Consider the following 26,109-nt stretch of genomic DNA (forward strand, 5'->3'; position numbering starts at 1 on the left):
CAGCGCATTCAGTAGGCAATTACCGGATTGTACGCAGAGCGCGGGTGCTTCCCGCGTCTGCCCGCTTCACAATATGCGCTGTCTTGCGTTGTATCAAGCCTTGCAGCACAGCAGGAGGCTGAGTGCAACGCTGCGTCGTGCGTCAGAGTAATTTTTGCTGACGCCCGGCAACCGCTGGATCGGTACTGACGGATGCGGTTTCATCAACCGGCATGTCGTTTTTGACGGTCGCAGCATTGTCGGCCGTGCTGTTTGCTGCATCGGTTTGCTGTTCCAGCAGGGCATCATTCGCAGCCTCCTGCGCCAGTACCGGTTCCTGTGCAACCCATCCTTCGCCTGCAGTCATGCCAGCCGCGAGCGGTTTTTCCGGCAGAAAGAAGTCACGTGCACCATGACGGAAACGCTTCCACAGCAAGCCGACTAAAGGTCCGCTGAGACCGAAGCTGGCACGGCGTGAACGCAGCGCCACCATCAGTGCCAGACTGAAACTGACGCCCAGATTGACCAGACCAATCAGCAGTACGCCGATAAAGCTGTACAGCATCGCTTGCCACGACACTGCATATTCCAGTCCGGTCAGGGCGAATACAAAATTGGCGCTGGAGAAAGTGATATGGCGGATATCCACTGGCAAGCCAAAGAATTGTCCGAACTGGCCGATCGAACCCAGCATCACACCGAAAAAGAAATTACCGGCCAGCGCACCCAGATGCTGACCGATGTAATCGGTCATGCGTTGCAGACGCTGTTCGCCGAGCAGGCGACGCAACCAGCCCAACTGGCGCAGACGTGCCGGAATTTGCGCATAACTGGCTTTGTTATCGTAGTAGCCGGAAATCAGACCGGATAAAAACAGGCAGACACCGGCAATCGCTGCATGTGGTAATGCCATGCTGTGCAGGGGATCAAGGTCGTGCAGCAAATGTTCTGCTTTTTGTGGACTGACTAAATGGTCGCCGGTAAAACCGTACCAGAGCCAAGCGATGATCAGCGCGGTTGGCATCGCCAGCACAATATTGCCGGCAATCGCAATCAGCTGAGAGCGGATCACGCGCACGATCAGTTCGGTCAGCTCATCCAGCTTTTGCTTACCCTGATCAATGGTGCGGGCGATTACCGCTGCCGTCATTGCGGGCTGTTTCGTCGCAATCGTGAAATGCAGAATATGCACCAGCACGAAACCGGCGGAATAATTCAGGCTGTACAGTAATGCATAGCCAAACGGAGCCATCGCCATGGCACCGAACAGAATTTTAATCAGCGCCATGAAGCCGACGATCAAGCCCGCACCCATCGCGGATTTCATCATCGCCAGCCATTCTTCACGGGTGCTGGTCACATAATGTTCGCCGCTGCGACCGGCGCGCTCGGTCACCTGCAGTGATAACAGTTCAGTATTGCTTTGCACCAGTTCACGCACGCTGTGCTGACGGTTATCTGCCCTGACCAGTTCTTTGAACAAAGGCACGGCCAGTGTGATGGTATCGCGCAGTTCGCGGCTGTCGAGCAAAGCCAGCAGCGTTCGCAGACGCCGCATACTTTGCGTCAGACGCAACAGTAAACGGGTCAGACTGACCGAAACCCCGTTTTGCGCCGCCGTTTTACGGATGCGCTGCACGATGTCATCGCACTGATCCAGCAGAATCGCAATGTGCTGACTGTCTTCGCGCGCCAGTTGCGGATTGTGAAACCAGGCGCGGTAGGTTTCAGCGTAATTATTGATTTCATCATTCTGGCGCAGGAACGGCGATTCGAATTTTTCAATGGCCGGATAGTTGCGCACTAGTTCAGCTTCCAGACCGATGGTGGTAATGCGGTATGACAAAACCTGTACTGCATTCAGTACTTCATCCGTCATCAGCTTGTGGGTATGGCGCACTTTCGGTAAGCGCCCGCCGAGGCTGCGGATCAGATCTGCCCAGGCTTCATCACTGACGCCCTGCACCCACAGATAATCGTCGTCGCGGTCGAAAATCTGACCGAATACATCTTTCAGATATTCATCATTGATCAGTGGCGGCAGCAAGCGGTTAAACACGCGGGTGGCGGCAGCGCCCCAGAAACCATCATTCAGTGTGATACCGGTATCGGTCAGCAAATGCACCAGCTTACGGCGGCAGACAATCTGCGTCAGATAACAGCGCAGCGCATGCCGCCATGCCGGCCGCTGGCGCAGTAAAAAGCACAGCGCACGCAGATTATCGGTGGCACGCTGAATATCACGGGCTTTCGCCGGGCGTATCGTGTTGATCAGTGCGCGTAAATGCGTGATGTCACTGGTTTGCGGATTTTCATGCACAGCCTGTGCAATGCAGGACAAAATATGATCAAAGGACATGAAAACTCCTTTCTGAGGAACGGATACCGTGCATACTTGTCACAGGGGAAAGTGTTGGTATCCGTGTTGTAACTGATTTTGACAGCCTTGTCATCCATTGCTGCACAAGCTTGTCAGTTTGCTGCGGACAGCAAACCCGGAGCAGTATCTGCGGGTGCTCGTGCCGGAACAATGATCTGCAATCGGGAGCGCCCTGAATGGGTGGCAGGATGCGTTGTGGTCTGCTCCTGTGCCTGTTGCGGAACCGGCGCTGTGATGCCGCGATGCGGCGCATGCACACGCCACAGTCTGATGAATTTAGCCGGAAATAGTTCCTTTTTTCGGCAAAGTATTGAAAATTAAGACTGTTTGCATGCGGAAACCATGCACGTCTCATAAATTTCGTCTACAGTATCGGCGTGTTTATTCTTAAGGGAAAGCGTTGAATAATTTGTTACTGGTCGTTGCGGCATTTGCTCTGGTGCTGCTGAACGGCTTTTTCGTGGCAGCGGAATTTGGTCTGGTGAAGCTGCGTCAGACACGGGTACGCAGTCTTGCGCGCAAGACAGGTCTGCGCGGGAAACTTTTGCTGACCGTACACCGCCATCTCGATACTTACTTATCTGCCTGTCAGCTGGGCATTACGCTGGCATCGCTGGGACTGGGCTGGATCGGTGAACCGGCATTTGCACGTTTGCTGGAACCGCTGTTTGCACTGGCCGGCGTCACATCACAGGAACTGATACATGCAGTTTCTTTCTTCTTCGCTTTCTTTGTCATTTCGTTTTTGCACATCGTAGTCGGTGAACTGGCACCGAAGTCGATGGCGATTCGCATGCCGGAACGGGTGTCTTTATGGACCGCACCGCCGTTGTATGCGTTTTACTGGATCATGTTCCCGGCAATCTGGGTGCTGAACGCCAGTTCCAACAAAGTACTGCACTGGCTGGGGCTGGATGCAGTTCACGGCAGCGATGCACATTATTCTCAGGAAGAGCTGCGCTTAATTCTGCGCGGCGGTCATGAAACGAATGCCGGCAACGATGAATGGAGCCTGATGGCGCAGGCGCTGGATTTCGGCGGACTGGAAGTCTCCGATCTGATGCGTCCTATCAATGAAGTCGTGGCGATGTATAAAAGCCAGTCTCTGCAGGAAAACATGGAAACGGCGGCCCGCCACCGTTTCAGCCGTTATCCGTATTTTGATGACGATGAAAAAACCGTGCTCGGTATGCTGCATCTGAAAGATTTATTTCTGGCGCAACAGGCTGGTAAACCGCTGGAAGATCTGAGTCGCCACTTGCGTCAGGTCGAATATGTACCGCCAACCATGCCGGCACTGGAGTTATTCCGCCGCTTCCGTAAAGGTGCGCCGCACTTTGCGATTGTGGGGCACAAAGGCAGTAATCCGGTCGGCTTTCTGACACTGGACAACCTGCTCAGTGCGCTGGTCGGCCAGATCCGTGATGAGTTCCGTCAGAATGAAAACGACTGGACATTGCTGGACGACGGTACTTTGCTGGGTAAGGGCAGTTTGCCGCTGCATACGCTGGGTATGGCGCTGGGCTTTGAACTTGATGATGACGAGGTCGAATCCATCGGTGGCCTGATCATGGAAAAGCTCGGTGAAATCCCGTCGGAAGGTCAGAAAATTTCTTTTGACCGTTTCGATGCTGTCGTGAAGAAAATGAATGGTCCGCGCATTGTGCTGGTCAGGATTCATCCGAAAGAAGCGCAGGCAAATCATCACGAAAACTGACTGTTCGGCCTTGTCATAAAACTGGTTGCCGGTAGTAAAAAACGCAGTCAGCGGAAACGCTGTACTGCGTTTTTTATATCAACACAGATATACCTGACGCTGTCCTGACAAGTGCCGGGATGCACCAAAAACTTTGTGTTCCCCCACGCGAAAATGTGAAACATCATGACGTAGCATGAACACGGTGTTTCCTTCCGCCAATTCAGCTATATTGATAGAAGATGAACTTTGTGCAGCTCTGATATCAATCATCGCGGGTAAAAGCATATGGGTGGAAAAGCAGCATTAGGACAATTCAAACTCAGTTTCTGGCTGACGCTGGTGTCATTTTGCGCATTTGCTGTTGCATTCGGTTTGTATGTGATGGCAGAAAAAGAAGTAGATGAAGTGAGTGAGAATCGCTTTATCTCACACGAGATGACGGATGAACTGATCCGGACGTCGGAAGATCTGACCCGTTTTGCACGCGCCTACGTAGTAACCGGCGATACTATATATCGCCGGTACTTTAATGAAGTCATGGATGTAAGGGAAGGTAAGCGTCAGCGTTTACCGGCCGGGGAATATGCTTTCCATGATCTGACACCGATACAGGAGTCAGGCAGCCCGATGGTGACTGTGCCCGGTAAGCCGATTATGCAACTACTGCGTGAGACCGGCTTATCTGACCATGAGTTTGAACTGTTACTGGTTGCAAAAACAAATTCCGATATTCTGACCAGGCTGGAAAAGAAAGCCATGGATATGGCAGAAAATCCGGGACCCAATGTTGACCTCGGACGTGAGCGTGCGATTCGTTTGCTGTATGACGAAGAATACCGCGCCGCCAAGCTGAATATTCTCGCGCCGATTGCGGAAGCGCATCGCCTGATGTCGGGGCGACTGGATATACGTCTGGAAGAAAGCAAAAAAACTGCGCTGCGGATTTTGATTGCTTTTTTGTTACTTGGCGTAGTGACGCTCGGTTTATTTCTACGCGCCTATCTGCAATTACAAAAAATTCTCGGTGGAAATGTCGGTGATCTGCAGCAGTGTCTGGCGGCACTGGGCCGTGGTCAGTTTGAAACACCGCCACATCAAGCCGAGGCACCTCCGTACAGCATCATGGGCGGCATACAGGCGACGCGTCAGCAACTGGCACGCATTGATCTGGAATTACGCGCCGAGCTGGAAAAAAGTCATCGTATTAATCAGATGTATCTGGCGCTGGCACAGTGCAACCAGTCCATTTTGCGGATTGAAGAAAAAGATGATCTGTTCCCGCGTATTTGTCAGGATGCAGTGATTCTGGCCGGATTGAAAGTCGCATGGGTTGCATTGTGTGATCCGCTGAAGCAGGAAATGCAGGTCGTCAGTGAATGCAGTAGCGGCATACTGAATGGTGGCGAGGACATTCCGGAGTATTTTGAACAGCGCCAGTTTGATTTTCATTTCCCTTACTGTTGTCGTGGAGAAGCAGTCTGGTTTCCGGATATTCATGATCCTGCCCAGGCAGAAGGCTGGCGTTTGCTGGCGCAGCAATACCATTGCGGTGCGATTGCGGCACTGCCACTGATGGTGAATCACCGCGCGATTGGCAGCTTCATCGTCTGCGCTGAAAATCCTGCAGCATTTGATGAAGTCATCCGCACTTTACTGACTGAATTTGCGGTCGATGTCGGCCATGTGCTGAACCGTTTTGAACTGGAAAAAGAGCGGCGTCATTCATTGCAGATTGAAGAATTGCGTAGCTTCCTGCTGGAAAAAGTCACTGCGACACTGACGCTGCATCATTTCCTCGAAGAAGCGGTAACTAAAGTTGAAGCGATTCTGCCGCATTGTTTCTGCACTGTCATGCTGGTGGATAAAGACGGCGTCACTTTACGCACCGGTGCGATGCCGAGTCTGCCTGTATTTTTCTCGGAAGCGATCGATGGCTTGAAAGTCGGCCCCGGTAAAGGCTCTTGCGGCAACGCGATTGCGACAGGTGAGCGCACGATTGCAGAAGACCTTTCGGTACATCCTTTCTGGCGCGATTACTGGCCGCTTGCCCAGCGTGCCGGTTTGCGTTCCTGCTGGTCAGAACCGATTATGTCGACCTCCGGCAAGATTTTTGGTGCTTTTGCTATTTATCATGCGGAACCAAGGGCACCGTCTGCATATGATTTACAGTTGCTGGAAATGGCGGCGGGGCTGGCAGCGCTGGCGATTGAACACAGACAGTCACTCGATGCCCAGCACAAGTTATCGCAGGCTGTGGAGCAAAGTTCGAATGCGATTCTGATTACGGACAGTGACATACAGATTGAGTATGCGAATGCCAGTTATCTGCAAAATACCGGTCGTCGTTTGCAGGATATTATCGGATCACGTCCGAGTATCCTGAGCTCCGGCAAAACGCCGCCCGCAACATATCAGGAAATGTGGGATCAGTTACGTAAAGGTGAAAGCTGGAAAGGTGAACTGATTAACCGTTACACCGATGGTACTGAGCATGTGGATCTGACTCACATTTCACCGATCCGCGATGCAAAAGGCCATGTCACTCACTTCCTTGCGATTCAGGAAGATATTACGGACAAAAAACGTAATGATGAGCGCATACGGTATCTCGCGCACTTTGACTTGCTGACCGGATTGCCGAACCGCAGCCTGCTGGAAGAGCGCGCCCGTGCCGCGATTAATCACGCTGAGCGCAATCAGCGTCGTCTGGCGGTGCTGTTTCTGGATCTGGATCACTTTAAAGATGTCAACGATACGCTGGGCCATAGTATCGGCGATAGTCTGCTGGTCGAAGTCGCAAGCCGTCTGCGTCAGAATCTGCGCGAAGAAGATTTACTATCGCGTCTGGGGGGCGATGAATTTATCGTGATGCTGACCGATGTCGATGAAAAAGCTTCCGAACGTATTGCACAAAAACTTATCGCGCTGGTCAGTACACCGTTTTCTATCGGCGGCTACGAGCTGAATGTGACGCCGTCAATCGGGATTGCAGTGTATCCGGAAGATGGTACAGATCTGGAAACGCTGTTACGCAATGCAGATGCAGCGATGTACCGCTCCAAAACGCAGGGCAGAAATACTTTCAGTTTCTTTACCCGCGAAATGCAGGAGCGTTCTGCGCGCCATCTCGAATTGGTGAATGCTTTACGGCACGCGCTGGCAGGGCAGCAGTTCGCACTGCATTACCAGCCGCAAATCAGCCTGACCGGTCGCAAACTGGCTGGCGCAGAAGCCTTATTGCGCTGGACGCATCCCGCGCTTGGCGTGGTGTCACCGGCGGAATTTATTCCGGTGGCCGAGGAAAGCGGACTGATTCTGGAGATTGGCGAATGGGTATTGCGTACCGCGTTGCAGCAGCTGAAAGTCTGGCGCGATCAGGGATTATCCGACTTTTGCATGGCGGTGAATTTATCCGCAGTGCAGTTCAGAAATAAAGAATTGCCTTCACTGGTACAGCGTTTGCTGGAAGAAACCGGTGTACCGCCGGATTGTCTGGAGCTGGAACTGACCGAGAGTATGGCAATGCATGATCCGGCAGCGGCGATTGCGATGATGAATCAGTTGCACGCGCAGGGAGTTCGTTTGTCGATTGATGATTTCGGAACCGGATACTCTTCGCTCAGTTATCTGAAGCAGTTTAAAGTATACAAATTAAAAATCGATAAATCATTCGTACATGATGTCAGCGAAGATCCGGAAGATGAAGCGATCATCAGCGCGGTTATCAGCATGGCACATAAGCTGGAAATGATTACGATTGCAGAAGGCGTGGAAACGCACGATCAACTGCATTTCCTGCAAGGGCAGGGCTGTGATGAAATTCAGGGTTATTTCTTTTCAAGACCTTTGCCGCCGGATGATTTCCTGCGCTGGGTGCAGCATGATCTGAAAAATCATCTGCAATGATGATGGCAAGTGCAGGTAATAATTAAAAGTAAGGAATAAAAAACATAAAAGCGCCGCGACAAAATCGCTGCGCTTTTTATGTTTACTTGTATTCCGCTGAGCCGGTTCCGGTGACTGACTGCACTGCGTCAGCGACTATGGCTGGCCGGTAAAAATCCCGGTTTCCTTTGCCGTCATCAGCGTATCGCTGTCAGCCGGTACGGCTTTCATACGACCGGCGACCTCTTCCAACGGCACATAATTCACATTCGGGAACGCCAGCGCGACCATCATGCCGGACTGACCTTCCGCCAGCGCACGCACAGCAGCCGCGCCGAAGCGCAGCGCAGAAACGCGGTCAAACGCACTCGGGCTGCCGCCGCGCAGCAAGTGGCCAAGCACCACGGCGCGCGCTTCTTTGCCGGTCAGTGTTTCCAGTTCTGCCGCCAGATGTGCAGCAACGCCGCCCAGCCTTTCCACATAACCCTGACCGGCGGCCGCCTGCACATGCAGCGCCTGTCCGGCAGCGTGCGCACCTTCCGCCACCATCACAATCGAATAATGATGGCCTTGCTGTTCGCGTTCGCGCAGAAAGGTGGCCAGCGCTTCGGTGTCGTAAGGAATTTCAGGAATCAGAATCGCATGGGCGCCGCTGGCTAAGCCGCTGTGCAGCGCAATCCAGCCTGCGTAACGTCCCATCACTTCCACCACCATAATGCGCTGATGGCTGGCTGCCGTGCTGTGCAAACGATCCACACATTCAGTAGCGAATGACACAGCGGTATCAAAGCCAAATGTGGTAAAGGTTTTGTCCAGATCGTTGTCGATGGTTTTCGGTACGCCGATCACGTTTAAACCCTGCTGATGCAGTGCATGGGCAATCGTCAGCGTACCATCGCCGCCGATACAGATCAGCGCGTCAATGCCGCGTGCGCGCAACGCTGCATGAATGTCGGCGGTGCGGTCGGTTTCCTGCACGCTGCCGTCCGGCATGGTGGTCGGATAATGCAGCGGATTGCCGTGATTGGTGGTGCCGAGGATGGTGCCGCCGGTGCTGCTGATATGCTCGGTCATGGCTGGTGTCAGCGCGATAATGCCATCGGCCGGATAACGATCCGGACGCAGTATGCCGTTGAAGCCTTCACGGATACCGAAACACTCCCAGCCCAGACGGGTGGCAGACATCACGACGGCATGAATCACCGCATTCAGACCGGGTGCATCACCACCGCCGGTACTGATCGCAATTTTACGACGTGCTGTGGATTGAGCTGCTGACATAAATATACTTCTTCAGAAAAAATTGAGCGGAATTTTCAGGTAGTGTACGCCATTCTCTGCGGCTGGCGGAAAATGTCCGGCGCGGATATTGACCTGTACCGATGGCAGTATCAGTTGCGGCATTTCCAGCGTTGCATCGCGTTTGCGGCGCATCGCCACAAAATCCTCTTCACTGATGCCGTCATGCACATGAATATTGGCGGCGCGCTGATCAGCCACCGTCGTTACGAGGCAAGGGCTGCGGCCGGAACCGGCGGGCGGATAATCATGGCACAGAAATAAACGGGTTGCTGCTGGCAATGCCAGTAATTTGCGTACTGACTGATATAAAGCGCTGGCGTCGCCACCGGGAAAATCACAGCGCGCCGTACCGGCATCCGGCATAAACATCGTGTCGCCGACAAACACCGCATCGCCGATCTGATACGCCATATCCGCCGGTGTGTGGCCGGGCACCGCAATCGCGGTGAAATGCAGCGCGCCCAGTGGCAGCGTATCGCCATCGTGCAGCAAATGATCAAACTGCGAACCGTCGCACACAAATTCCGCTTCCAGGTCAAAAGCTTTGCGGAAAACCTGTTGCACACCGGCGATACCGGCACCAATCACCGTCTTGCCGCCTGCCTGCTGTTGCAGGTAGACTGCCGCCGACAAATGATCGGCATGGGCATGGGTTTCCATAATCCAGTCCAGCGTCAGCTGATGTTCGCGCAGCGCCGCCAGTACCTTGTCGGCATTCTGATGGCGGGTGCGGCCGGATTTCGGATCGTAATCCAGCACCGGATCAATCACCGCTGCGCGGCCACCCGGCTGGTCAAACACCAGATGCGTGCCGGTGCCGGTCACAGGATCAAAAAAGCTGAGGATCTGGGCATTCATCATTGCTTCCCGGTAAGTTGAATGACTATCATCATAGCAAGAAAGCGGCGGCACACACTGTGACCGCCGTCACAGACCGCACACAAAACCGGCATTAGGATGGCGGCTGCAAACGCAAGGAGACAACATGGCAATACTGATGGCGGCACTGACCGGCTTACTGATCGGCAGCGTGATGGGGCTGACCGGTGCCGGTGGCGGCATACTGGCCGTACCCGCGCTGGTGTACGGGCAGGGCTGGAGCATGCAGCAAGCGATGCCGGTGGCATTGCTGGCCGTGACTGCCGGTGCCGTGGCCGGTGCGGCGGAAGGATTTGCCAAAGGGCTGGTGCGTTACCGCGCCGCTATGCTGATGGCTGCGGCCGCCGTGATTCCGACCTGGACCGGCGTCTGGCTGGCCGGACGCTTACCGCAAGCCACGCTGATGATCCTGTTTGCCGCCATTTTGGCGGGTGTCTCACTGCGCTTATGGCGCCAACTCAGCCAGCCAGCCTGCGATGAAGAACAACGCGCACTGGCTACCATCAACAGTGCCACTGGTCGCTTTGTCTGGAACTGGAAAACCGGTGGCCTGATGGCTGGCATTGGCAGTCTGGCCGGTCTGATGACGGGCTTACTCGGCGTCGGTGGCGGCTTCATCATCGTCCCTATGCTACGCCACTTCACCAATCTGACCATCCACGGCGCGATTGCCACTTCCTTATTTTTTATTGCGATGGTCGGCACGCTCGGCGTCGGTTCCGCGCTGGCACACGGCGCCAGCCTGCCGCTGGCCTTTTCCGGCGGCTTCGTGATCGCCACCATCGCCGGCATGCTGGCCGGCCGCCGCCTCGTCCACCACCTGCCCGCCCGCCGCGTACAACAAGGCTTCGCACTGATGCTAAGCCTGGTCGCCCTCAGCCTGTGCTGGCGCGCTCTCGGCACCTGAACCTTCTCCGACATTGCAGACGCTGAAAAAGCGCTGAAAAAGCGCTGAAAACACCTCAAATGCGGAGTTCAGCACAGCAATCCGGCGGTCGTCGGCAGAAAGTCTGGCTGTCCGGGAATGGCGGATGCGGATAGTTGCATAGTTGGTCAGCTGTCATACTTCTCAAGAATTTTATTTGCGAGGATGTGATTATTGGTTAATGATGCAACACTTACTGCGGACAGTAGGGAAATTTTGCTGGAAAAGGCGAGTACTTCTTTAACTTCGGCAGCGCTGTAATTTGGTTCGATACTTTCTTCTGTAATCCATCGCTGAATTTGTTGTGGCCCGGTATGGGTGTAAGCACACATGCTTTTCCAAACATTTTTATGCAGAGTTGAAAGCAGCTGACCTTTCACTTCACTTGAGTGATCAATAGCAGCAACTAAAACATCCATGTTCGCCAACTTTAAATTGCCCTTGGAGAAAGCATCTATCTCATCTTCTCTTGCGCAATGAGAAATCCACATGCCACGTATATATGCTTCGTATTGAACCCTGACCAATGAAAATGCCGATGCATTTAGCGCAGCTTGCTGACTTAGGCACAAAACAATGGCGTGTTGATGTTCTTGTGCAACTGCAAAGCATGATGCGGAGATTTTGTTCCGGAGTGTTGCTGGGAAACTGAAGTCGCGGAACTCGTGTATGAGCCATTCAACCAATTCAGTGGCGGATTCAATGGTGTCGAATTTGTTCATGGTTATAAAAAACGTAAATGAATGAGCTGTGAAAAATGTGCTTCAAGAGGTCAAATTAGCTAATTGCTGACGCTTTTTACTTCGACGTGAGTCTAATGCGGTATTTGAGCCTCATCCCTTAATCTTTCGCCAAATTGTCCACGCGAACGCACAGCACCTGCAAATACCGCCTGCTCAGCAAAAACCGGCCAGGCCGGCGCATCAGCGCTGTCCATTTCCAGTCCCAGTTGCCGTGCGGATTGATCCTTACTTCCCACGCCTGATGTTTTTCGCAATACAGTCGCCAGCTACGCGCCTGCGGTGTCTCATCGTCCTGCGGTTTGCAGATCACATGGAAGCTGAATTGCAGGGTATCTGCGCTGCGTCGCTGTACTTTGTCGACGAAGCCAAAGCTGTCCGGCAGCGTCAGCTGGTCGAGCAGGGTGTTGCCTCTGAACAGATACAGCCAGTGATTGCAGCCGTCGAAGAAATCGTAGTGGGTGGCGATCAGGGTCAGTTCACCGAAATCCTGCTGAAAACTGATGGCCTCGCCATTGACCACGGCGATTGGCTGGCCTCGTGCATTCAGCAGTTTGCTTTTGTATTCGCTGTGGCTGCGCAGGCTGTAGCGTGGCGGGTTGGATTCGTCGGTGATCATCGCTGGCGGGATTGATGTGTTGCTGCGATTGTAAGTCGCCGGACGGCAAAAATCAGCCCGAAAACAGCTCAAATGCGGGGTTCAGCACAGCGATCCGGCGGTCGTCGGCAGAAAGTCTGGTTGTCCGGAAATGACAGATGCGGAGTTCTGCACAACGGGTAGGCGGTGGCGGGTTGATCTGACCGGCGCAAAGCGTGCCTGATGATGCGGCGGAGCAGCGCGGCGCTGCCAGCGGCAGGCCGTTTTTTTTGCGGGTGAGGAAATTGAATAAGCGCGGCGGCGCTTATTCGTGACGGAAGCTTTGCGCGAGGGCAGCCTGCGCTTCGAGCTGGCGCATGACGTTGCCGCAGACTAAATCGCAGAGCGCATAAACGGACGGGTCGGCGATGCGGTAAATCGCGGTGGTGCCGCGACTTTCGCGTTCCACAAAACCGTGTTTGGCCAGCGTCGATAAATGGCGCGACACGTTCGCTTGCGAGCACTGGCAGCGTTCGGCCAGTTCGCCTACATTGAGTTCACCATCGCGCAGGCAATTCAGTATGCGCAGGCGGTTCGGTTCCGATAAAGCGGAAAAATACTGCGCGACCTGAGTCAGCGCCTGTTCGGATAATCCTTGCATCACAAAACACGCGGGGGCTGAAAAGTTCACATCATACCTTTTTACGGCGACGGGCTGCCAATTAAAAATAACTATTTGCGTATATACGCAAATAAGGATACTATGAGTCCATCAAAAATCAACCTGTATTTCCTCCGGAGGAGTGATGATGCAATTTGCAAAGATGTTCAGAGTGGTGTTGCCGGGCGTGCTGGCAGCAGCGTGCAGCGTGTCTGTGATGGCGGCGGAAACTGCCGCTGCGGCACTGAAAACCGTGAAAGCGCGCAGTACTGCCAGTGCAGAGCGCGCGCAGGCCGATGCGGTGGTGGAAGCGGTGCGCCAGACCCAGATATCGGCGCAGGTGGCCGGGGCGATTACCGAGATTCTGGTGCGTCCGGGTGACAGCGTAAAAGCGGGACAAGTGCTGGTGCGGCTGGATGCGCGCGCGGCGCAGCAGCAGGCGAATGCGAGTCAGGCGCAGGTGGAAGCGGCGAATGCCAGTCTGGCGGTGGCGGAAAAAGACTGGCAGCGCAGTCAGCAATTAGCAGCGCAGCACTTTATCTCGGCAGCGCAACTGGATAAGGCGCGTGCGCAGTATCTGGCCGCTGCGGCGGAAACCCGCGCGCAGATCGCCGCTGCCGGTGCGGTGCGTACACAGTCCGGTTTTTACACGCTGACAGCGCCGTACAGCGGCGTGGTGTCGGAAGTACCGGCCATGCCCGGTGATATGGCGATGCCCGGTAAGCCTTTGCTGACCATGTATGAGCCCGGTGCCTTGCGCGTGACGGCGATGATTCCTGAACAGCAGGCGGCGCGTCTGCGCAAAGACGGTGCTGTGCAGGTCAGCTGGCAGCAAAGCGGCGTGCAGCCTGCAGCAATCAGTCTGACTCAGTTCACGGTCTTACCGGCGGCTGATCCGGCCAGCCACAGCATACAGTTGCGTGCTGCATTGCCGAACACGGTGCAGGGTTTGCGTCCCGGCATGTTTGCCCGTTTGTCGCTGGCGCTGGATAACGGCAATGCGCAGGGCGCACAGGGAACACCGGCGCGGATACTGGTGCCGCGCAGCGCGGTGATCCGTCGTGCGGAACTGAGTGCGGTGTATGTGGTGCAAGGACCGAAAATTCTGTTGCGTCAGGTGCGTACCGGCCCGCAACAGGGCGAAGAAATTGAAATTCTCAGCGGTGTGAATGCCGGTGATGTGCTGGCTGCAGAACCGCAGGTTGCTGCACGTCTTGCCAGCGGGGGGCAGCCATGAGTCGTACCGACGGCATTTCCGGCCGCATCGCGGCGTATTTTCAGCAAGCGCAAATCACGCCTTTGCTGGCGCTGGTTGCGTTTCTACTCGGTTTGTTTGCGATTCTGGTCACGCCGCGCGAAGAAGAGCCGCAAATCAATGTGACGATGGCGAATGTGATGGTGGCGCTGCCCGGCGCATCCGCCAAAGATGTTGAGCAAATGGTCGCGACACCGGCAGAACAAGTGTTGTCGCAAATGGCGGGTGTCGAGCATGTGTATTCGGTGGCGCGTCCCGGTCAGGCAATTCTGACCGTGCAGTTTGCCGTTGGTGTGCCGCGCACCGAAGCGCTGGTGCGTTTGTATGACGCGGTTAACAGCCATGCTGACTGGCTGCCGCCGTCGCTGGGTGCCTTGCCGCCGCTGATTAAACCGAAAGGCATCGAAGATGTGCCGGTGCTGGCGTGGACGCTGTGGAGTAAAGATGCAGAGCAGGGTGCGGCGCAGTTGCAGGCGGTGGCACACAGTCTGGAAGCTGATCTGAAACGGGTAGCCGGTACGCGCGAAATTCTGACTACCGGTGCGCCGGGCCGCATGATACGCATAGAACCGGATGTGGCGCGCATGGCGAACGTGCAACTGAGTCTGAATGAATTGCAGCGTGCCTTGCAGGGCGCGGGCGGCAGTCTGCCAGCCGGTCAGTTACTGGCGGGGAATCAGCAAATTCAGCTGGATGCCGGTGGCTGGTTCAGCGATGCGAGGGAAGTGGAGCAACTGGTGGTGGCGGTGCGCCAGAACCGTCCGGTGTATCTGCATGATGTGGCCAGCGTGACCGATGGCAGCGCGGTGCCGGGCCAGTATGTCTGGTATGGCGTCACCCGTACCGGCGGCGCCAGCGGTGAATATCCGGCTATCACGATGTCGGTCACCAAAAAAGCCGGACAGAACGCGGTTGAAGTCGCCAGCGCAGTTAAAGCGCGGCTGGAATTACTGCGCAATACCGTACTGCCCGCCGGTGTGGAACTGAGTATCACCCGCGATTACGGTCAGACCGCCGATGAAAAAGCCAGCAAGCTGATGCAGAAACTGCTGTTTGCCACCTTATCCGTGGTGGCGCTGGTGTTCTTTGCGCTGGGCAAACGCGAAGCGGCGATTGTCGGTACAGCAGTCTTGCTGACGCTGACCGCGACTTTGTTTGCATCCTGGGCATGGGGCTTCACGCTGAACCGGGTATCGCTGTTCGCGCTGATTTTTTCGATTGGGATTCTGGTCGATGATGCGATTGTGGTGGTCGAAAATATTCACCGTCATCAGGCTTTATTTCCGCAGCGCACGCTGACGGAAATTATTCCCGGTGCAGTGGCAGAAGTCGGCGGCCCGACCATACTGGCAACGCTGACTGTGATTGCTGCTTTGCTGCCAATGGCATTTGTGACGGGTCTGATGGGGCCGTACATGAGCCCGATTCCGATCAATGCCAGCATGGGCATGCTGCTGAGTCTGGCGATTGCCTTTGTGATGACGCCGTGGCTGTCGCGTTTATGGATGAAATCTTCACATGCGCAGGGCGAACATGCTGAGCATGGTTCTGCCGTACAAGGCTCCGCGCTGGCACGTCGTTTCGAACAATTCTTCCGCCGTTTTCTTGATCCGCTGGACGGTGCAAAACGCCGTATGCAACTGGGTTTGCTGGTGCTGGCGCTGATTCTGGTGTCGGTGGCCTTGCCGGTGATCGGCTGGGTGCAGCTGAAGATGCTGCCTTTCGATAATAAATCCGAGTTTCAGCTGGTGCTGGATATGCCTGCCGGTACGCCGCTGGAAAAAACGGCTGGTGTGCTGCGCGAACTCGGCGCTTATCTGCAAACCGTGCCGGAAGTGCAGGATTATCAGGCTTACGCCGGTACGTCCGCGCCGATCAGTTTTAACGGTCTGGTGCGTCAGTACTATCTGCGTCAGGGCAGCGAGCAGGGCGATATTCAGGTCAATCTGGTCGATAAACATCACCGCAAAGAACAAAGCCATGCGATTGCAATGCGCGTGCGTCCGGCGCTGCAAGCGATCGTTAAACCTTACGGTGCGAGTCTGAAAGTGGTGGAAGTACCGCCCGGCCCGCCGGTAATGGCACCACTGGTGGCAGAAATTTACGGGCCGGATGATGAGGGGCGTCGTCAGGCTGCTGCGCAGGTGCGCAAAGTGTTTGAGCAAACCAGCGGCATCGTCGATACCGACAGTAGTGCGCAGGCCGACAGTCCGCGCTTGTGGCTGCGGGTGGATCGCAGTAAAGCGGCGGCGGCCGGTGTCAGTCAGCAGGAAATCGTGCAATTGCTGAATACCGCGATGGCGGGCAGTGCGGCCGGTTATCTGCATGACCAGAGCAAATATCCCGTGCCTTTGTGGCTGCAATTGCCATCCGATCAGATGGGCGCGCTGGATGCGGCACTGGCGCTGGGTGTGCGCACGCAGGCCGGACAATGGATAGCGCTGCGCGAGCTGGTGCAGGTGGAACGCAGTCTGCGCGATCAGGTGCTGTATCACAAAGACGGTTTGCCGGTGGTGTATGTGATGGCGGATATGGCTGGCCGTATCGACAGCCCGCTGTACGGCATGTTCGGTATGCGCAGTGCGCTGGCGCAGTTGAAGATGCCGGATGGCGCTGCGCTGCAGGAATATTTCATCAAGGCACCGGCCGATCCTTATCGTGGCTACAGCCTGAAATGGGATGGCGAATGGCAGGTGACCTATGAAACCTTCCGCGACATGGGTGCTGCCTATGCCGTCGGGCTGGTACTGATTTATCTGCTGGTGGTGGCGCAGTTCGGTTCTTATCTGACGCCGTTAATTATCATGGCACCGATTCCGCTGACGATCATCGGCGTGATGCCGGGTCATGCATTGCTTGGCGCGCAATACACCGCAACCTCGATGATAGGCATGATCGCGCTGGCCGGCATCATCGTGCGTAACTCGATACTGCTGGTGGATTTTATACAGGTGCAGGTGGCGCAGGGTATCGCGTTTGCCGATGCGGTGGTGGGCGCTGCGATTACCCGTGCTCAGCCAATTATCCTGACCGGTGCGGCAGCCATGCTGGGCGCTTTCTTTATTCTTGATGATCCGATTTTTAACGGTCTGGCGATTTCGCTGATTTTCGGGATTTTTGTATCGACTTTATTAACCCTGGTGGTGATTCCGCTGCTGTATTTCAGCGCGTATCGCCGCCAGTATGCAACGCAGGGAGAATGACATGCATAGCTGGCAAATCGTACGTATCGTGGCAGGTATTTTTATTCTGCTGAGTCTGGCACTGGGCTGGCACGGCAGCCCGCTGTTTCAGAGTGAATGGTGGCTGGCGTTTACCGCTTTCGTCGGTCTGAATTTATGGCAAAGCGGTTTTACCCGCTGGTGTCTGATGGAAACGCTGTTGCGTAAAGCGGGTATCCGTTCCGGTTGCTGAGGCATTCCGGCGTCACCGGCATGTCTGTGACGTGTGCTGCACAGGTGTAGACTGTTAAAATGGGTTAACTCTGAATTTTCCCGCTTTTGTCTATGTGTGCAGCACCGATTACGGTTGATGTTCCGGTTGAACGTCTGTGTGTGGGCTTATATGTCCATCTGGACGTATCCTGGCTCGACCATTCATTTGCCCTCAACAGTTTCAAGATCAAGTCCGAAGATGACTTGCGGGCTTTGCGTCAGCTTGGTCTGAAAACGATACGTGTGAATCCCTCGCGCTCCGATTGCCGGCCTTTGCCTGCGCAAGCAGCTTCGGCAAGTGCGGATGAGGCGCAGCAACAGGTGGTGATTACCGAAGAAGAACGGCAAAAGATCGCAGAAAAACGGGCGCGGGTTGAGCGGCTGGTGCGCGAGCGCGAAGCGATTGCGAGTTGCGAAAAGCAAATAGTTAAAGCCGCCAGTACCCTGAAAGACATTACGCGCAATTTGTTTTCGCGTCCGAAAGAATCGGTGGCGCAGGCTGATAATCTGATTCAGCAAATGCTGGATTCGCTGCTGACCGACAAAGACATCGCGATCCATTTAATGAATGACAAAATCGCCGGTGAGGAAACCTATTACCATTCTCTGAATGTCAGTGTGCTGACCATGATGCTCGGTAAAGAACTGGGTTTGCAGGCACCGGATATTAAATTGCTGGGCATGGGCAGTTTGTTTCACGATATCGGGAAAATCGAAATTCCCGACCGTATTGTCAATAAAACATTTGAACTGACGCGGGCGGAGCAAAGTCTGTTGCAGCAGCATGTCATGTACGGCCAGCAGATCGGACAGAAACTCGGTCTGGCCAAAGGTGTCATGGATATCATCACGCAACATCACGAATACGCAGACGGCACCGGTTATCCGCAGTTTTTACGCGCGGAAAAAATCGCACCGCTGGCACGTATCGTCGCGATCACCAATACCTACGACAATTTATGCAACCGTGCGAATCCGGTGGATTCTATGACGCCGTATGAGGCGATGTCGTATATGTTTGCCCACATGCGTAAGCAATTCGATGCACCGGCACTGAATCTGTTTATCCGCTGCATGGGAATTTATCCGCCGGGAACCGTGGTGCAACTGAATGACGGTACGCTGGGCATGGTGATCGGTGTGAATTCCGGTAAACCGCTGCGCCCCAGCGTGCTGATCTATGATGCATCGGTGCCGAAGAACGAAGCGATTATTCTGGATCTGGAACATGATCCCGCCGTGGAAATTGTCGCCAGCCTCAAGCCGCGCCAACTGGCACCGGAAGTGTATGAATACCTGAGTCCGCGCAAGCGTATGACCTATTTCTTCGATACAGAAAAACGAAACGGAACCCGATGAGTACGCCGCTGTTGTCCGCAGACAGTCCGGCAGCACTGCAGCGCTGGCTGCCGGTGTGGGATCATTTGTGGCAATGGAAAACCTCGCAGACACAATGTAGTCCGCACTGGCCTGCAGAGCAGGGCAGCGCGCCGGACGGCGATGGCATCTGGCTTGGCCGCGCCAGTCTGGATGGCAAAAAAATATGGCTGGCGGTGCAGGATGGCAAGGTCACGGGCGGCGCGATCGGCGAAGTGCATGGTGCGCGTTTATGTGCGCTGCTGCAGCGGGCGCTGACTGACAAAGCCAATGCCGTGATGATCATTGCGGAATCCGGCGGTGTGCGTTTGCAGGAAGCCAACGCGGGACTGATTGCAGTCGCAGAGTGTATCGATGGTGTGCTGCGCTTACGTGCTGCGGGTATTCCGGTGCTGGTGCTGATTGATCAGGGGCGTGGCTGTTTCGGTGGTATGGGCTTAATCGCGGCGGCAGCAACACAGGTCTGGATGACGCCTGCTGCGCGCTGGGGTATGAGCGGTGCAGCAGTCATTGCACAGGCGCACGGCAATACGGAATTTGATCCCGAAGACAAAGCGCTGCATGCACGCACTCACGGTGCCTGGCATCGCAGCCAGTTGCATGAAGCGATACTGTTACCCGATCACGAACCCGCGACGCTGCGGCAACAAATTGCCGGATTGCTGGCGCAGCCTGTCAGTGAGGCAGGTGATTTTTTCACCTTACCGGTTTTGCGGCAGCGTCAACAGGCATTGTCTGAACGCTGGCAAGCAGGAAAATCCTGCACCGATGTGATCTCTTACTGGCAGTCACACAATCTTGCATTGCCAGCGACGTGGCTACAGGAGCAAGCCCGCACCACCACTGCCGCAGAACCCGAAGCAGTGAAGATCAGCGCTTTACAGCAGCAAGTGTCAGACCAACTGGCAATCAACGATGATGTGCAGATCAGTCCGTATGGTTTTGTCATCGGGCAATGGCAAAGCCGTTATCGCTGGCAGGTCATCGGCACGGCGGGCGGTGCGGAATCCGGCACGGCCCTGGTGCTGGCGCAGGCAGCGGCCTGTATGCAGGCATTGCAGGAACCGGTGGATGCGGTGCTGCTGCTGATCAGCACCTGCGGTCAGCGTCTGCGTTATCAGGAAGAAATGCTGAGTCTGCATCAGGTCATGCTACATTTGTCGGCTTGTCTGTTTGCATTACGTCAGGCGGGCAAGCCGGTACTGGGGCTGGTCTGCGATCAGGCTACTGCCAGTGCGCTTGTTACTGGCGGCATGCAATGCGATGCACTGTGGGCATTGCCGCAGGCCAGCATACGAGTGATGTCGCCAGAGGCAATCGCGCAAGTGACCGGCAGCTCTGTGCAGCCGGATACCGCGATGCTGGCACAGACTGCGCAGGCGCACTGGCAAACCGGTGCGTTACATCATCTGTGTGATTTGCCGGACCGTGCAATGCTGGATGACTGGGCTACGGAATTACTGCAACAACAACGGACAAATACATGTTTACCATTACTGGATCAGCGCAATCTGCTGGGCTGGCAGCGGCAAGGCCGTACAGCCGCATATCCGGTGATGCAGGCATTACAAGCTGTAAATCCGCGCAGTCCGGATTTACAACCGGAGGCGGTCTGACATGGATCTCTTGTTTCAGCGTCATGATCTGGTCTGGCTATCGACGCAGGGCTGGGAGCAAATTCGACCACAGATTCCGCTGGCCTGGCACAGCGAAAGTCTGCGCTGGCAATACGGCGACTGGCCACTGGTAGTGACGCGTCGCGATCACCATTTACCATCTGAGCAATTGAATCTGGGGCTGGTGTTTTTACAGCCCGATGGCAGCACACAAGCTTGCCGCGTCGCGGTATCCAGCCATCACATTACCGGCCACCAGCCATGTCTGGCGCTGCATTCCATCCTCAGTCATGTACTGCCTGAATGGCAGCCGGGTTTGCAAGCTTTGCATCAGGCCGGACGCGAAGCCGGTATCACTTTCCGGGTCTATGGTCTGGCGGCATGGCAATTTCTGACCGGCTTATCTTATCTGCAGCCGGATACCGAAATCCGGCTGTTGTTCCGTCCGCAGGATCAGGAACATCTGGTATCCGGCCTCACGATTCTGCGCCATTTTTCCAACAGCTTGCCATTGCGCGGGGAAATCGTGTTTCCCGGTGGCGCAGCAGTTTCGTGGCGCGAGTGGCTGATTTCTGACACAGTTGCAGAGAGTCTGCATAGTCAGAAGATTCTAATGAAAGCTTTTCGACAGCAAAAACTGGTATCTAGATACTCGTTGCTGCAATTACTAAAGTCTGCGCAGTAAACGCCTTATTAATAAGGCGTTTATCATTCCACTCGGAAACAGTGTCGTTAAAGTGGTATTGCTTCTTGGCTATATTGTGCAGATTTTGCGCTGAACCATGTGGATTTAACAAGCTCTGACAATTGCGCTGATTGCAGCACTTTCTTTCTTAATACAGGTGTTTACAATGCCTGCAGTGGCATATCGCCGTGGCACTGCCGGTATCATTGAAAGTGAGGTCTGCTGATGAATTCTCTGAGTATCGCCCTGGTTGGCGCACAATTATCTGCTTCCAACGGCTCCGCACAGCAGACTGAATACGGTTTGCCGCTGCGCGCAGACTGGCGTGGCTTTCTGCATTATCTGGGACTTGCGAAAGGCAGTCGCATTTTGCTGACGCTGGAAACCCCTGAGCTGACGCCATTGCTGCAAGTGGTGCTGCAGGCTGCTGGCATGCAGGTCAAAGTGTTACCGTGGAGCGAGCAATGCTTGCAACCGGGTGATGTGTGGTGCAAAGAGGTTGAAGATTTCGATCCTGACTGGTGTTTTCTGACATCCGCACTGTACCTTGAACTACCGTTTTCCTACTGGGGCCGGGTTTGCTGGGAGCAGGATCTGCGCTGGCAGCTGGAAGAATTTTCGCTTGAGCAGGCTGCATAAAAGTCAGGATACAGCCTGTACACAGCCTGCATTAATGTAACTGTGTTACTGAATAAAAAACCCGCTGTGAAGCGGGTTTTTTGTTGCAGAGCCGGATGGCAGATTAAGCAGTCACGCCGTGTGCCTGCTGATCTGCGTGGTAGCTGGAACGAACCATCGCACCGACTGCCGCATGCGCGAAGCCCATTTTGTACGCTTCTTCTTCATACATTTTGAAGGTGTCAGGATGTACGTAGCGGCGCACCGGCAAGTGATGGTTACTTGGTGCCAGATACTGACCAATCGTGATCATATCGACATTGTGAGCGCGCATGTCACGCATCACTTGCAGCACTTCTTCGTCGGTTTCACCCAGACCAACCATGATGCCGGATTTGGTTGGTACGTCCGGATGCTGTTCTTTGAAGCGTTTCAGCAGGCTCAGCGAATATTCGTAATCGGAACCCGGGCGTGCTTCTTTGTACAGACGCGGTGCGGTTTCCAGATTGTGATTCATCACATCCGGTGGTGCGGCATTCAGAATTTCCAGCGCGCGGTCCATACGGCCACGGAAGTCCGGTGTCAGGATTTCGATCTGTGTACTTGGCGACAGTTCGCGGATCTGACGGATACATTCCACAAAGTGACCGGCACCGCCGTCACGCAGATCATCACGGTCGACGGAAGTAATCACCACGTATTTGAGTTTCAGTTCGGCGATGGTGCGTGCCAGATTACCCGGCTCGTTTTCATCCAGCGGATCAGGGCGGCCGTGACCAACGTCGCAGAACGGGCAGCGGCGGGTACATTTGTCGCCCATGATCATGAAGGTGGCCGTACCTTTACCGAAGCATTCACCGATGTTCGGGCAGGTGGCTTCTTCACAGACGGTAACCAGTTTGTTGGAACGCAGAATGTCTTTGATTTCGTAGAAGCGCGTGGTTGGCGAACCGGCTTTGACGCGAATCCAGTCCGGTTTCGGCAAACGTTCTGCCGGGACGATTTTGATCGGGATACGCGATGTTTTATTTGCGCCCTTTTGTTTCTCGGTCGGATCGTAAGCCGCTGCTGCGGTATCGCCAGTGCCAGGTGTTTGTTCAGTAGTCATGGTGCGAAACCCTTTTTCAGAGTCAGGTAAGGTCAGCCGGAACTGACAACAGTTCATGTAATCGTTGTGCAAGCGCTTGCTGGACATCGGCCAGCGCAGCGGTCACGCCCAGTGTTTTCATATCGATGGTTTCCATACCGGCGTAACCGCAAGGGTTAATCCAGCTGAAAGGTGCCAGATCCATATCCACATTCAGCGAAACGCCGTGATAGGTACAGCCGTTGCCGCGTACTTTCAGACCCAGCGCGGCGATTTTTGCGCCTTTGTGCGAGCCGTCGCTGAGGTAGATGCCGGGCGCGCCTTCTTTGCGCTCTCCGTGAATCTGCCAGCGGGCAAGAGTGTCGATCACTGCCTGTTCGATTTTGTGCACGAATTCGCGTGCATACAGGCGGGCTTTCGGATGGCTGCGGCGCAAATCCATCATCAGATAAATGACGACCTGACCGGGACCATGATATGTCACTTCGCCGCCGCGATCGGTCTGCACCACAGGAATGCCATTCGGATTCAGCACGTGGCCGACGTCGGCGCCCAGTCCCAGTGTATAGACGGGCGGATGTTCAACAATCCAGAATTCATTCGGGGTGTCAGCGGTGCGGGCATCGGTAAATGCGCGCATAGCATCAAAGCTCTGCTGGTAGTCTTCCAGACCACGGTGCAGGATGCGTAACGACGGGGAAGGGGTGAGAACGGCTTGCATAGTCTGCTAGTGTAACATTTTGCGTCGTGGCTCAGGCGGCTGCATTGCACGTTTTTTGCGCAGGAAGCGGCGTAAAAGCGGGGATTTCCGTGAAAAGCAGGATTTTTGCCGAACATTGCGGTGAAAATCTGCGCTCTGACCAAAGACAGCGGGTGATTTTCAGGGAAATCACCGCAGTTTGTAGCGAAAATCAGCGTCTGAGCGCAGGAAAATTTACCAGTCTGCGCAGGTCTGATTCGCCCCGGAACAATCTGAAATCAACCCGAAATCAAGCTGAAAACAGATACCCCCCCGTATTTTTCAGAAAATTGCCCTGTTGTCGGCGTCAACACTGGGGCTTTTCAGATACCCCCGGGGGTATATTTGAGACCAAAAAGCGGCTTACAGCACTACTTTGACCATAGGATGGCCGGACAACGCGCGGTACAGGTTATCCAGCTGTTCGCGGCTGGTGGCGGTCACAGTGGCGGTCAGCGACAGATACGTGCCTTTGCTGGAAGCGCGCATATCCATTTTGCCGGCATGAAAGCCCGGATCGTGCAGCACGATCAGTTCGACGATAGTCTGGGCAAAGTTGTCATGCATGACGCCCATGATTTTGATCGGAAATTCGCTCGGATACTCGATCAGGCTGTCTTCCGGTGGGATAGGTTTGATGTCCATGATAATTCCAGTTCAGTTCAGGCCACCGCGTCCGGCTGTGGCCTGCTGGCATCACAGACTGGCGGGTGTTCAGGCGTGTTTGGCGGCCTGGTAAGCGGCGTATAACTGCTGGTAAATGGGGCCGGGTGCGCCATTTCCAATAGTCTGCGCATCCAGCCGGACCACCGGGAGAATTTCTTTGGTTGCGGAGCTGATCATCAGCTCATCTGCCGCAAAAACTTCTTCTTTCGTTATTTTACGCGATTCAAACGGAATACCGTGCTGTTCACACAGTTCCTGCAGCAAGCCGTAACGGATGCCTTCGAGGATCAGATGATCTTTCGGCGGGCCCATGATCACGCCATTTTTAACCACCCAGACATTCGACGACGAACCTTCGGTCAGCCAGCCATCGCGGAACTGTATGCTTTCCGTTACGCCGGATTCTGCCGCGTGCTGGGCTGCCAGCACGTTGCCGAGCAGGGAAATTGATTTGATTTCGCAATGCAGCCAGCGGCGGTCTTCCATCGTGACACAAGCCACACCATCGGCGCGGACTTGCGCAGAAGGCAGTACCAGCGGATTGGTCATGATAAACACCGTCGGTGTCACTTCTTTCGGAAATGCATGCGCACGTTTGGCAACGCCGCGCGTCACTTGCAGATACACCATCTGATCATCAGAAGGATGCGCATCCATCACTTTCTGAATCAGCGTCATCCATGTTTCTTCTGAGTGAGGATTCGGAATACCGATCGCGTCCAGACTGCGGAACAGGCGCGCCATATGCTGCTTCGCGCGGAACATGTTGCGGCCATACACCGGAATTACTTCGTAAATGCCATCACCGAAAATAAAACCGCGATCCAGCACCGGAATGCGGGCTTCCGACAAAGATTGAAATTCACCGTTCAGATAAACAAGCGCGTCGTGCATAGCATTCTCACAAAAGATCAGAAAAACCGACAAAACCGGCTGATCGTTGACGCAACAACGCGGCACTGACAGCGGCAGGGATGAGAAGGATTCTTGCACAATTCTGCAGCCATGCTTATGCAAAGTATGCATGCAGGAATAGGGCTGAGTTATGCGTGACAGCGGAAAAGCGGATTGCGCAGCAGCGCGGAGACGGATGGCGCTCATGCCAGAATTGCATAAGCACCGGAATCAGGCTGCAAAAAAGGCCGGAAAAAAGCCGGAAAAAAACCTGAAGCAGCCTGAAACAGATCACGCGGATGCGGTCGTGACGGTTTGCCAGTCCGCCAGTTGCAGACGGCGTTTGCGCAGCGCATAGATCAGCGCCATGCTGACACCGAAGAACACACCGGCGAAGACCGTGGCGATGATGCCGGGTGCACGGATGGTTGGTGACACCAGATGGATAATCTGCATCAGCGACGACCAGAAAATACCAAAGTACAGCGCGTGACCAATCGCCAGCCGGTACGCGGGAACGAAATGCGGTGGCCTGACCATCACACCGGCTTTCCACAACAGACGGAAAATGGCCGGTGCAGCATCTGCCTCACTGACCCCGCGCTGCTGCAAATACTGCAGGGCTTTCTGATGGGATGCCGGTAAGGCAGCCCACGGATTCTGAACGTTGGTATTCATATGCAGTCTCCGTGCGGAGCGTTAAGCCGGCGG

The 26,109-nt window shown here is 54.8% G+C and carries 21 protein-coding genes; 10 read left to right on the plus strand and 11 right to left on the minus strand.

Annotation, left to right across the window (positions count from 1 at the left end):
- Positions 1-142 precede the first annotated feature (142 nt).
- Positions 143-2,338, minus strand: coding sequence for a site-specific recombinase (locus KDM89_RS01415; RefSeq protein ID WP_212686164.1), 2,196 nt, complete (start codon positions 2,336-2,338; stop codon positions 143-145).
- Between the two features lie 421 nt (positions 2,339-2,759).
- On the opposite strand from KDM89_RS01415, the gene KDM89_RS01420 reads away from it, so the two are divergent.
- Together KDM89_RS01420 and KDM89_RS01425 are read left to right on the plus strand one after the other, a co-directional pair.
- A complete protein-coding gene (locus tag KDM89_RS01420) occupies positions 2,760-4,076 on the plus strand; it encodes a hemolysin family protein (RefSeq protein ID WP_212686165.1) in 1,317 nt (438 codons plus the stop codon).
- A 267-nt stretch (positions 4,077-4,343) separates the two neighbouring features.
- Positions 4,344-7,964 (plus strand): sensor domain-containing phosphodiesterase, encoded by a 3,621-nt coding sequence (locus tag KDM89_RS01425; RefSeq protein WP_212686166.1) that lies wholly within the window; start codon positions 4,344-4,346, stop codon positions 7,962-7,964.
- Between the two features lie 135 nt (positions 7,965-8,099).
- On the opposite strand, the gene KDM89_RS01430 is transcribed toward KDM89_RS01425, so the two are convergent.
- Entirely contained in the window at positions 8,100-9,224 is a 1,125-nt protein-coding gene (locus KDM89_RS01430; RefSeq protein WP_212686167.1) for a 6-phosphofructokinase, read from the minus strand.
- A gap of 12 nt (positions 9,225-9,236) precedes the next feature.
- A complete protein-coding gene (locus KDM89_RS01435) occupies positions 9,237-10,103 on the minus strand; it encodes an MBL fold metallo-hydrolase (RefSeq protein ID WP_212686552.1) in 867 nt (288 codons plus the stop codon).
- Positions 10,104-10,236: 133 nt separating this feature from the next.
- Here KDM89_RS01435 and KDM89_RS01440 point away from each other — a divergent pair, with 133 nt between their 5' ends.
- On the plus strand, positions 10,237-11,031 hold the full coding sequence (locus KDM89_RS01440) for a sulfite exporter TauE/SafE family protein (RefSeq protein WP_212686553.1): 795 nt from the start codon (positions 10,237-10,239) through the stop codon (positions 11,029-11,031).
- Between the two features lie 146 nt (positions 11,032-11,177).
- Here KDM89_RS01440 and KDM89_RS01445 read toward each other — a convergent pair whose 3' ends face one another.
- The 3 genes from KDM89_RS01445 to KDM89_RS01455 all read right to left on the minus strand — a co-directional run bounded on the left by KDM89_RS01445 (position 11,178) and on the right by KDM89_RS01455 (position 13,027).
- Positions 11,178-11,771 (minus strand): DUF6988 family protein, encoded by a 594-nt coding sequence (locus tag KDM89_RS01445; protein WP_212686168.1) that lies wholly within the window; start codon positions 11,769-11,771, stop codon positions 11,178-11,180.
- Positions 11,772-11,889: 118 nt separating this feature from the next.
- Positions 11,890-12,408 carry a hypothetical protein gene (locus KDM89_RS01450; RefSeq protein WP_212686169.1) on the minus strand — a complete coding sequence of 173 codons (519 nt, stop codon included), beginning with the start codon at positions 12,406-12,408 and terminating at the stop codon, positions 11,890-11,892.
- Between the two features lie 283 nt (positions 12,409-12,691).
- Positions 12,692-13,027, minus strand: a complete 336-nt coding sequence (locus KDM89_RS01455; protein WP_212686170.1) for an ArsR/SmtB family transcription factor — start codon at positions 13,025-13,027, stop codon at positions 12,692-12,694.
- 145 nt (positions 13,028-13,172) lie between these two features.
- On the opposite strand from KDM89_RS01455, the gene KDM89_RS01460 reads away from it, so the two are divergent.
- The 7 genes from KDM89_RS01460 (at position 13,173) to KDM89_RS01490 (ending at position 22,033) form a co-directional block, all read left to right on the plus strand.
- Positions 13,173-14,264, plus strand: coding sequence for an efflux RND transporter periplasmic adaptor subunit (locus tag KDM89_RS01460; protein WP_212686171.1), 1,092 nt, complete (start codon positions 13,173-13,175; stop codon positions 14,262-14,264).
- Entirely contained in the window at positions 14,261-17,485 is a 3,225-nt protein-coding gene (locus KDM89_RS01465) for an efflux RND transporter permease subunit (RefSeq protein ID WP_212686172.1), read from the plus strand. The genes KDM89_RS01460 and KDM89_RS01465 overlap by 4 nt, the downstream gene beginning before the upstream one ends.
- Position 17,486: 1 nt before the next feature.
- A complete protein-coding gene (locus KDM89_RS01470; RefSeq protein ID WP_212686173.1) occupies positions 17,487-17,696 on the plus strand; it encodes a YgaP family membrane protein in 210 nt (69 codons plus the stop codon).
- A 92-nt stretch (positions 17,697-17,788) separates the two neighbouring features.
- A complete protein-coding gene (locus KDM89_RS01475; RefSeq protein WP_212686174.1) occupies positions 17,789-19,075 on the plus strand; it encodes an HD-GYP domain-containing protein in 1,287 nt (428 codons plus the stop codon).
- Positions 19,072-20,709 carry a biotin-independent malonate decarboxylase subunit gamma gene (locus KDM89_RS01480; protein WP_212686175.1) on the plus strand — a complete coding sequence of 546 codons (1,638 nt, stop codon included), beginning with the start codon at positions 19,072-19,074 and terminating at the stop codon, positions 20,707-20,709. The genes KDM89_RS01475 and KDM89_RS01480 overlap by 4 nt, the downstream gene beginning before the upstream one ends.
- 1 nt (position 20,710) lies before the next feature.
- Positions 20,711-21,394, plus strand: coding sequence for a malonate decarboxylase holo-[acyl-carrier-protein] synthase (gene mdcG, locus KDM89_RS01485; RefSeq protein ID WP_212686176.1), 684 nt, complete (start codon positions 20,711-20,713; stop codon positions 21,392-21,394).
- Positions 21,395-21,619: 225 nt separating this feature from the next.
- Entirely contained in the window at positions 21,620-22,033 is a 414-nt protein-coding gene (locus tag KDM89_RS01490) for a hypothetical protein (protein ID WP_212686177.1), read from the plus strand.
- A 103-nt stretch (positions 22,034-22,136) separates the two neighbouring features.
- Here KDM89_RS01490 and lipA read toward each other — a convergent pair whose 3' ends face one another.
- From lipA to KDM89_RS01515, 5 genes are all read right to left on the minus strand, one after another.
- Positions 22,137-23,120, minus strand: a complete 984-nt coding sequence (lipA, locus tag KDM89_RS01495; protein WP_212686178.1) for a lipoyl synthase — start codon at positions 23,118-23,120, stop codon at positions 22,137-22,139.
- A gap of 22 nt (positions 23,121-23,142) precedes the next feature.
- A complete protein-coding gene (gene lipB / locus KDM89_RS01500) occupies positions 23,143-23,820 on the minus strand; it encodes a lipoyl(octanoyl) transferase LipB (protein ID WP_212686179.1) in 678 nt (225 codons plus the stop codon).
- Positions 23,821-24,201: 381 nt separating this feature from the next.
- A complete protein-coding gene (locus KDM89_RS01505; protein ID WP_189359066.1) occupies positions 24,202-24,483 on the minus strand; it encodes a DUF493 family protein in 282 nt (93 codons plus the stop codon).
- A 69-nt stretch (positions 24,484-24,552) separates the two neighbouring features.
- Complete coding sequence (locus KDM89_RS01510) at positions 24,553-25,398, minus strand: D-amino acid aminotransferase (RefSeq protein WP_212686180.1); 846 nt, start codon at positions 25,396-25,398, stop codon at positions 24,553-24,555.
- Positions 25,399-25,689: 291 nt separating this feature from the next.
- A complete protein-coding gene (locus KDM89_RS01515) occupies positions 25,690-26,076 on the minus strand; it encodes a DUF6404 family protein (RefSeq protein ID WP_212686181.1) in 387 nt (128 codons plus the stop codon).
- Positions 26,077-26,109 lie beyond the last annotated feature (33 nt).

Origin of the sequence: Cognatundibacterium luofuense, assembly GCF_018139685.1 — a bacterium.
Taxonomy (GTDB): domain Bacteria; phylum Pseudomonadota; class Gammaproteobacteria; order Burkholderiales; family Burkholderiaceae_D; genus Undibacterium; species Undibacterium luofuense.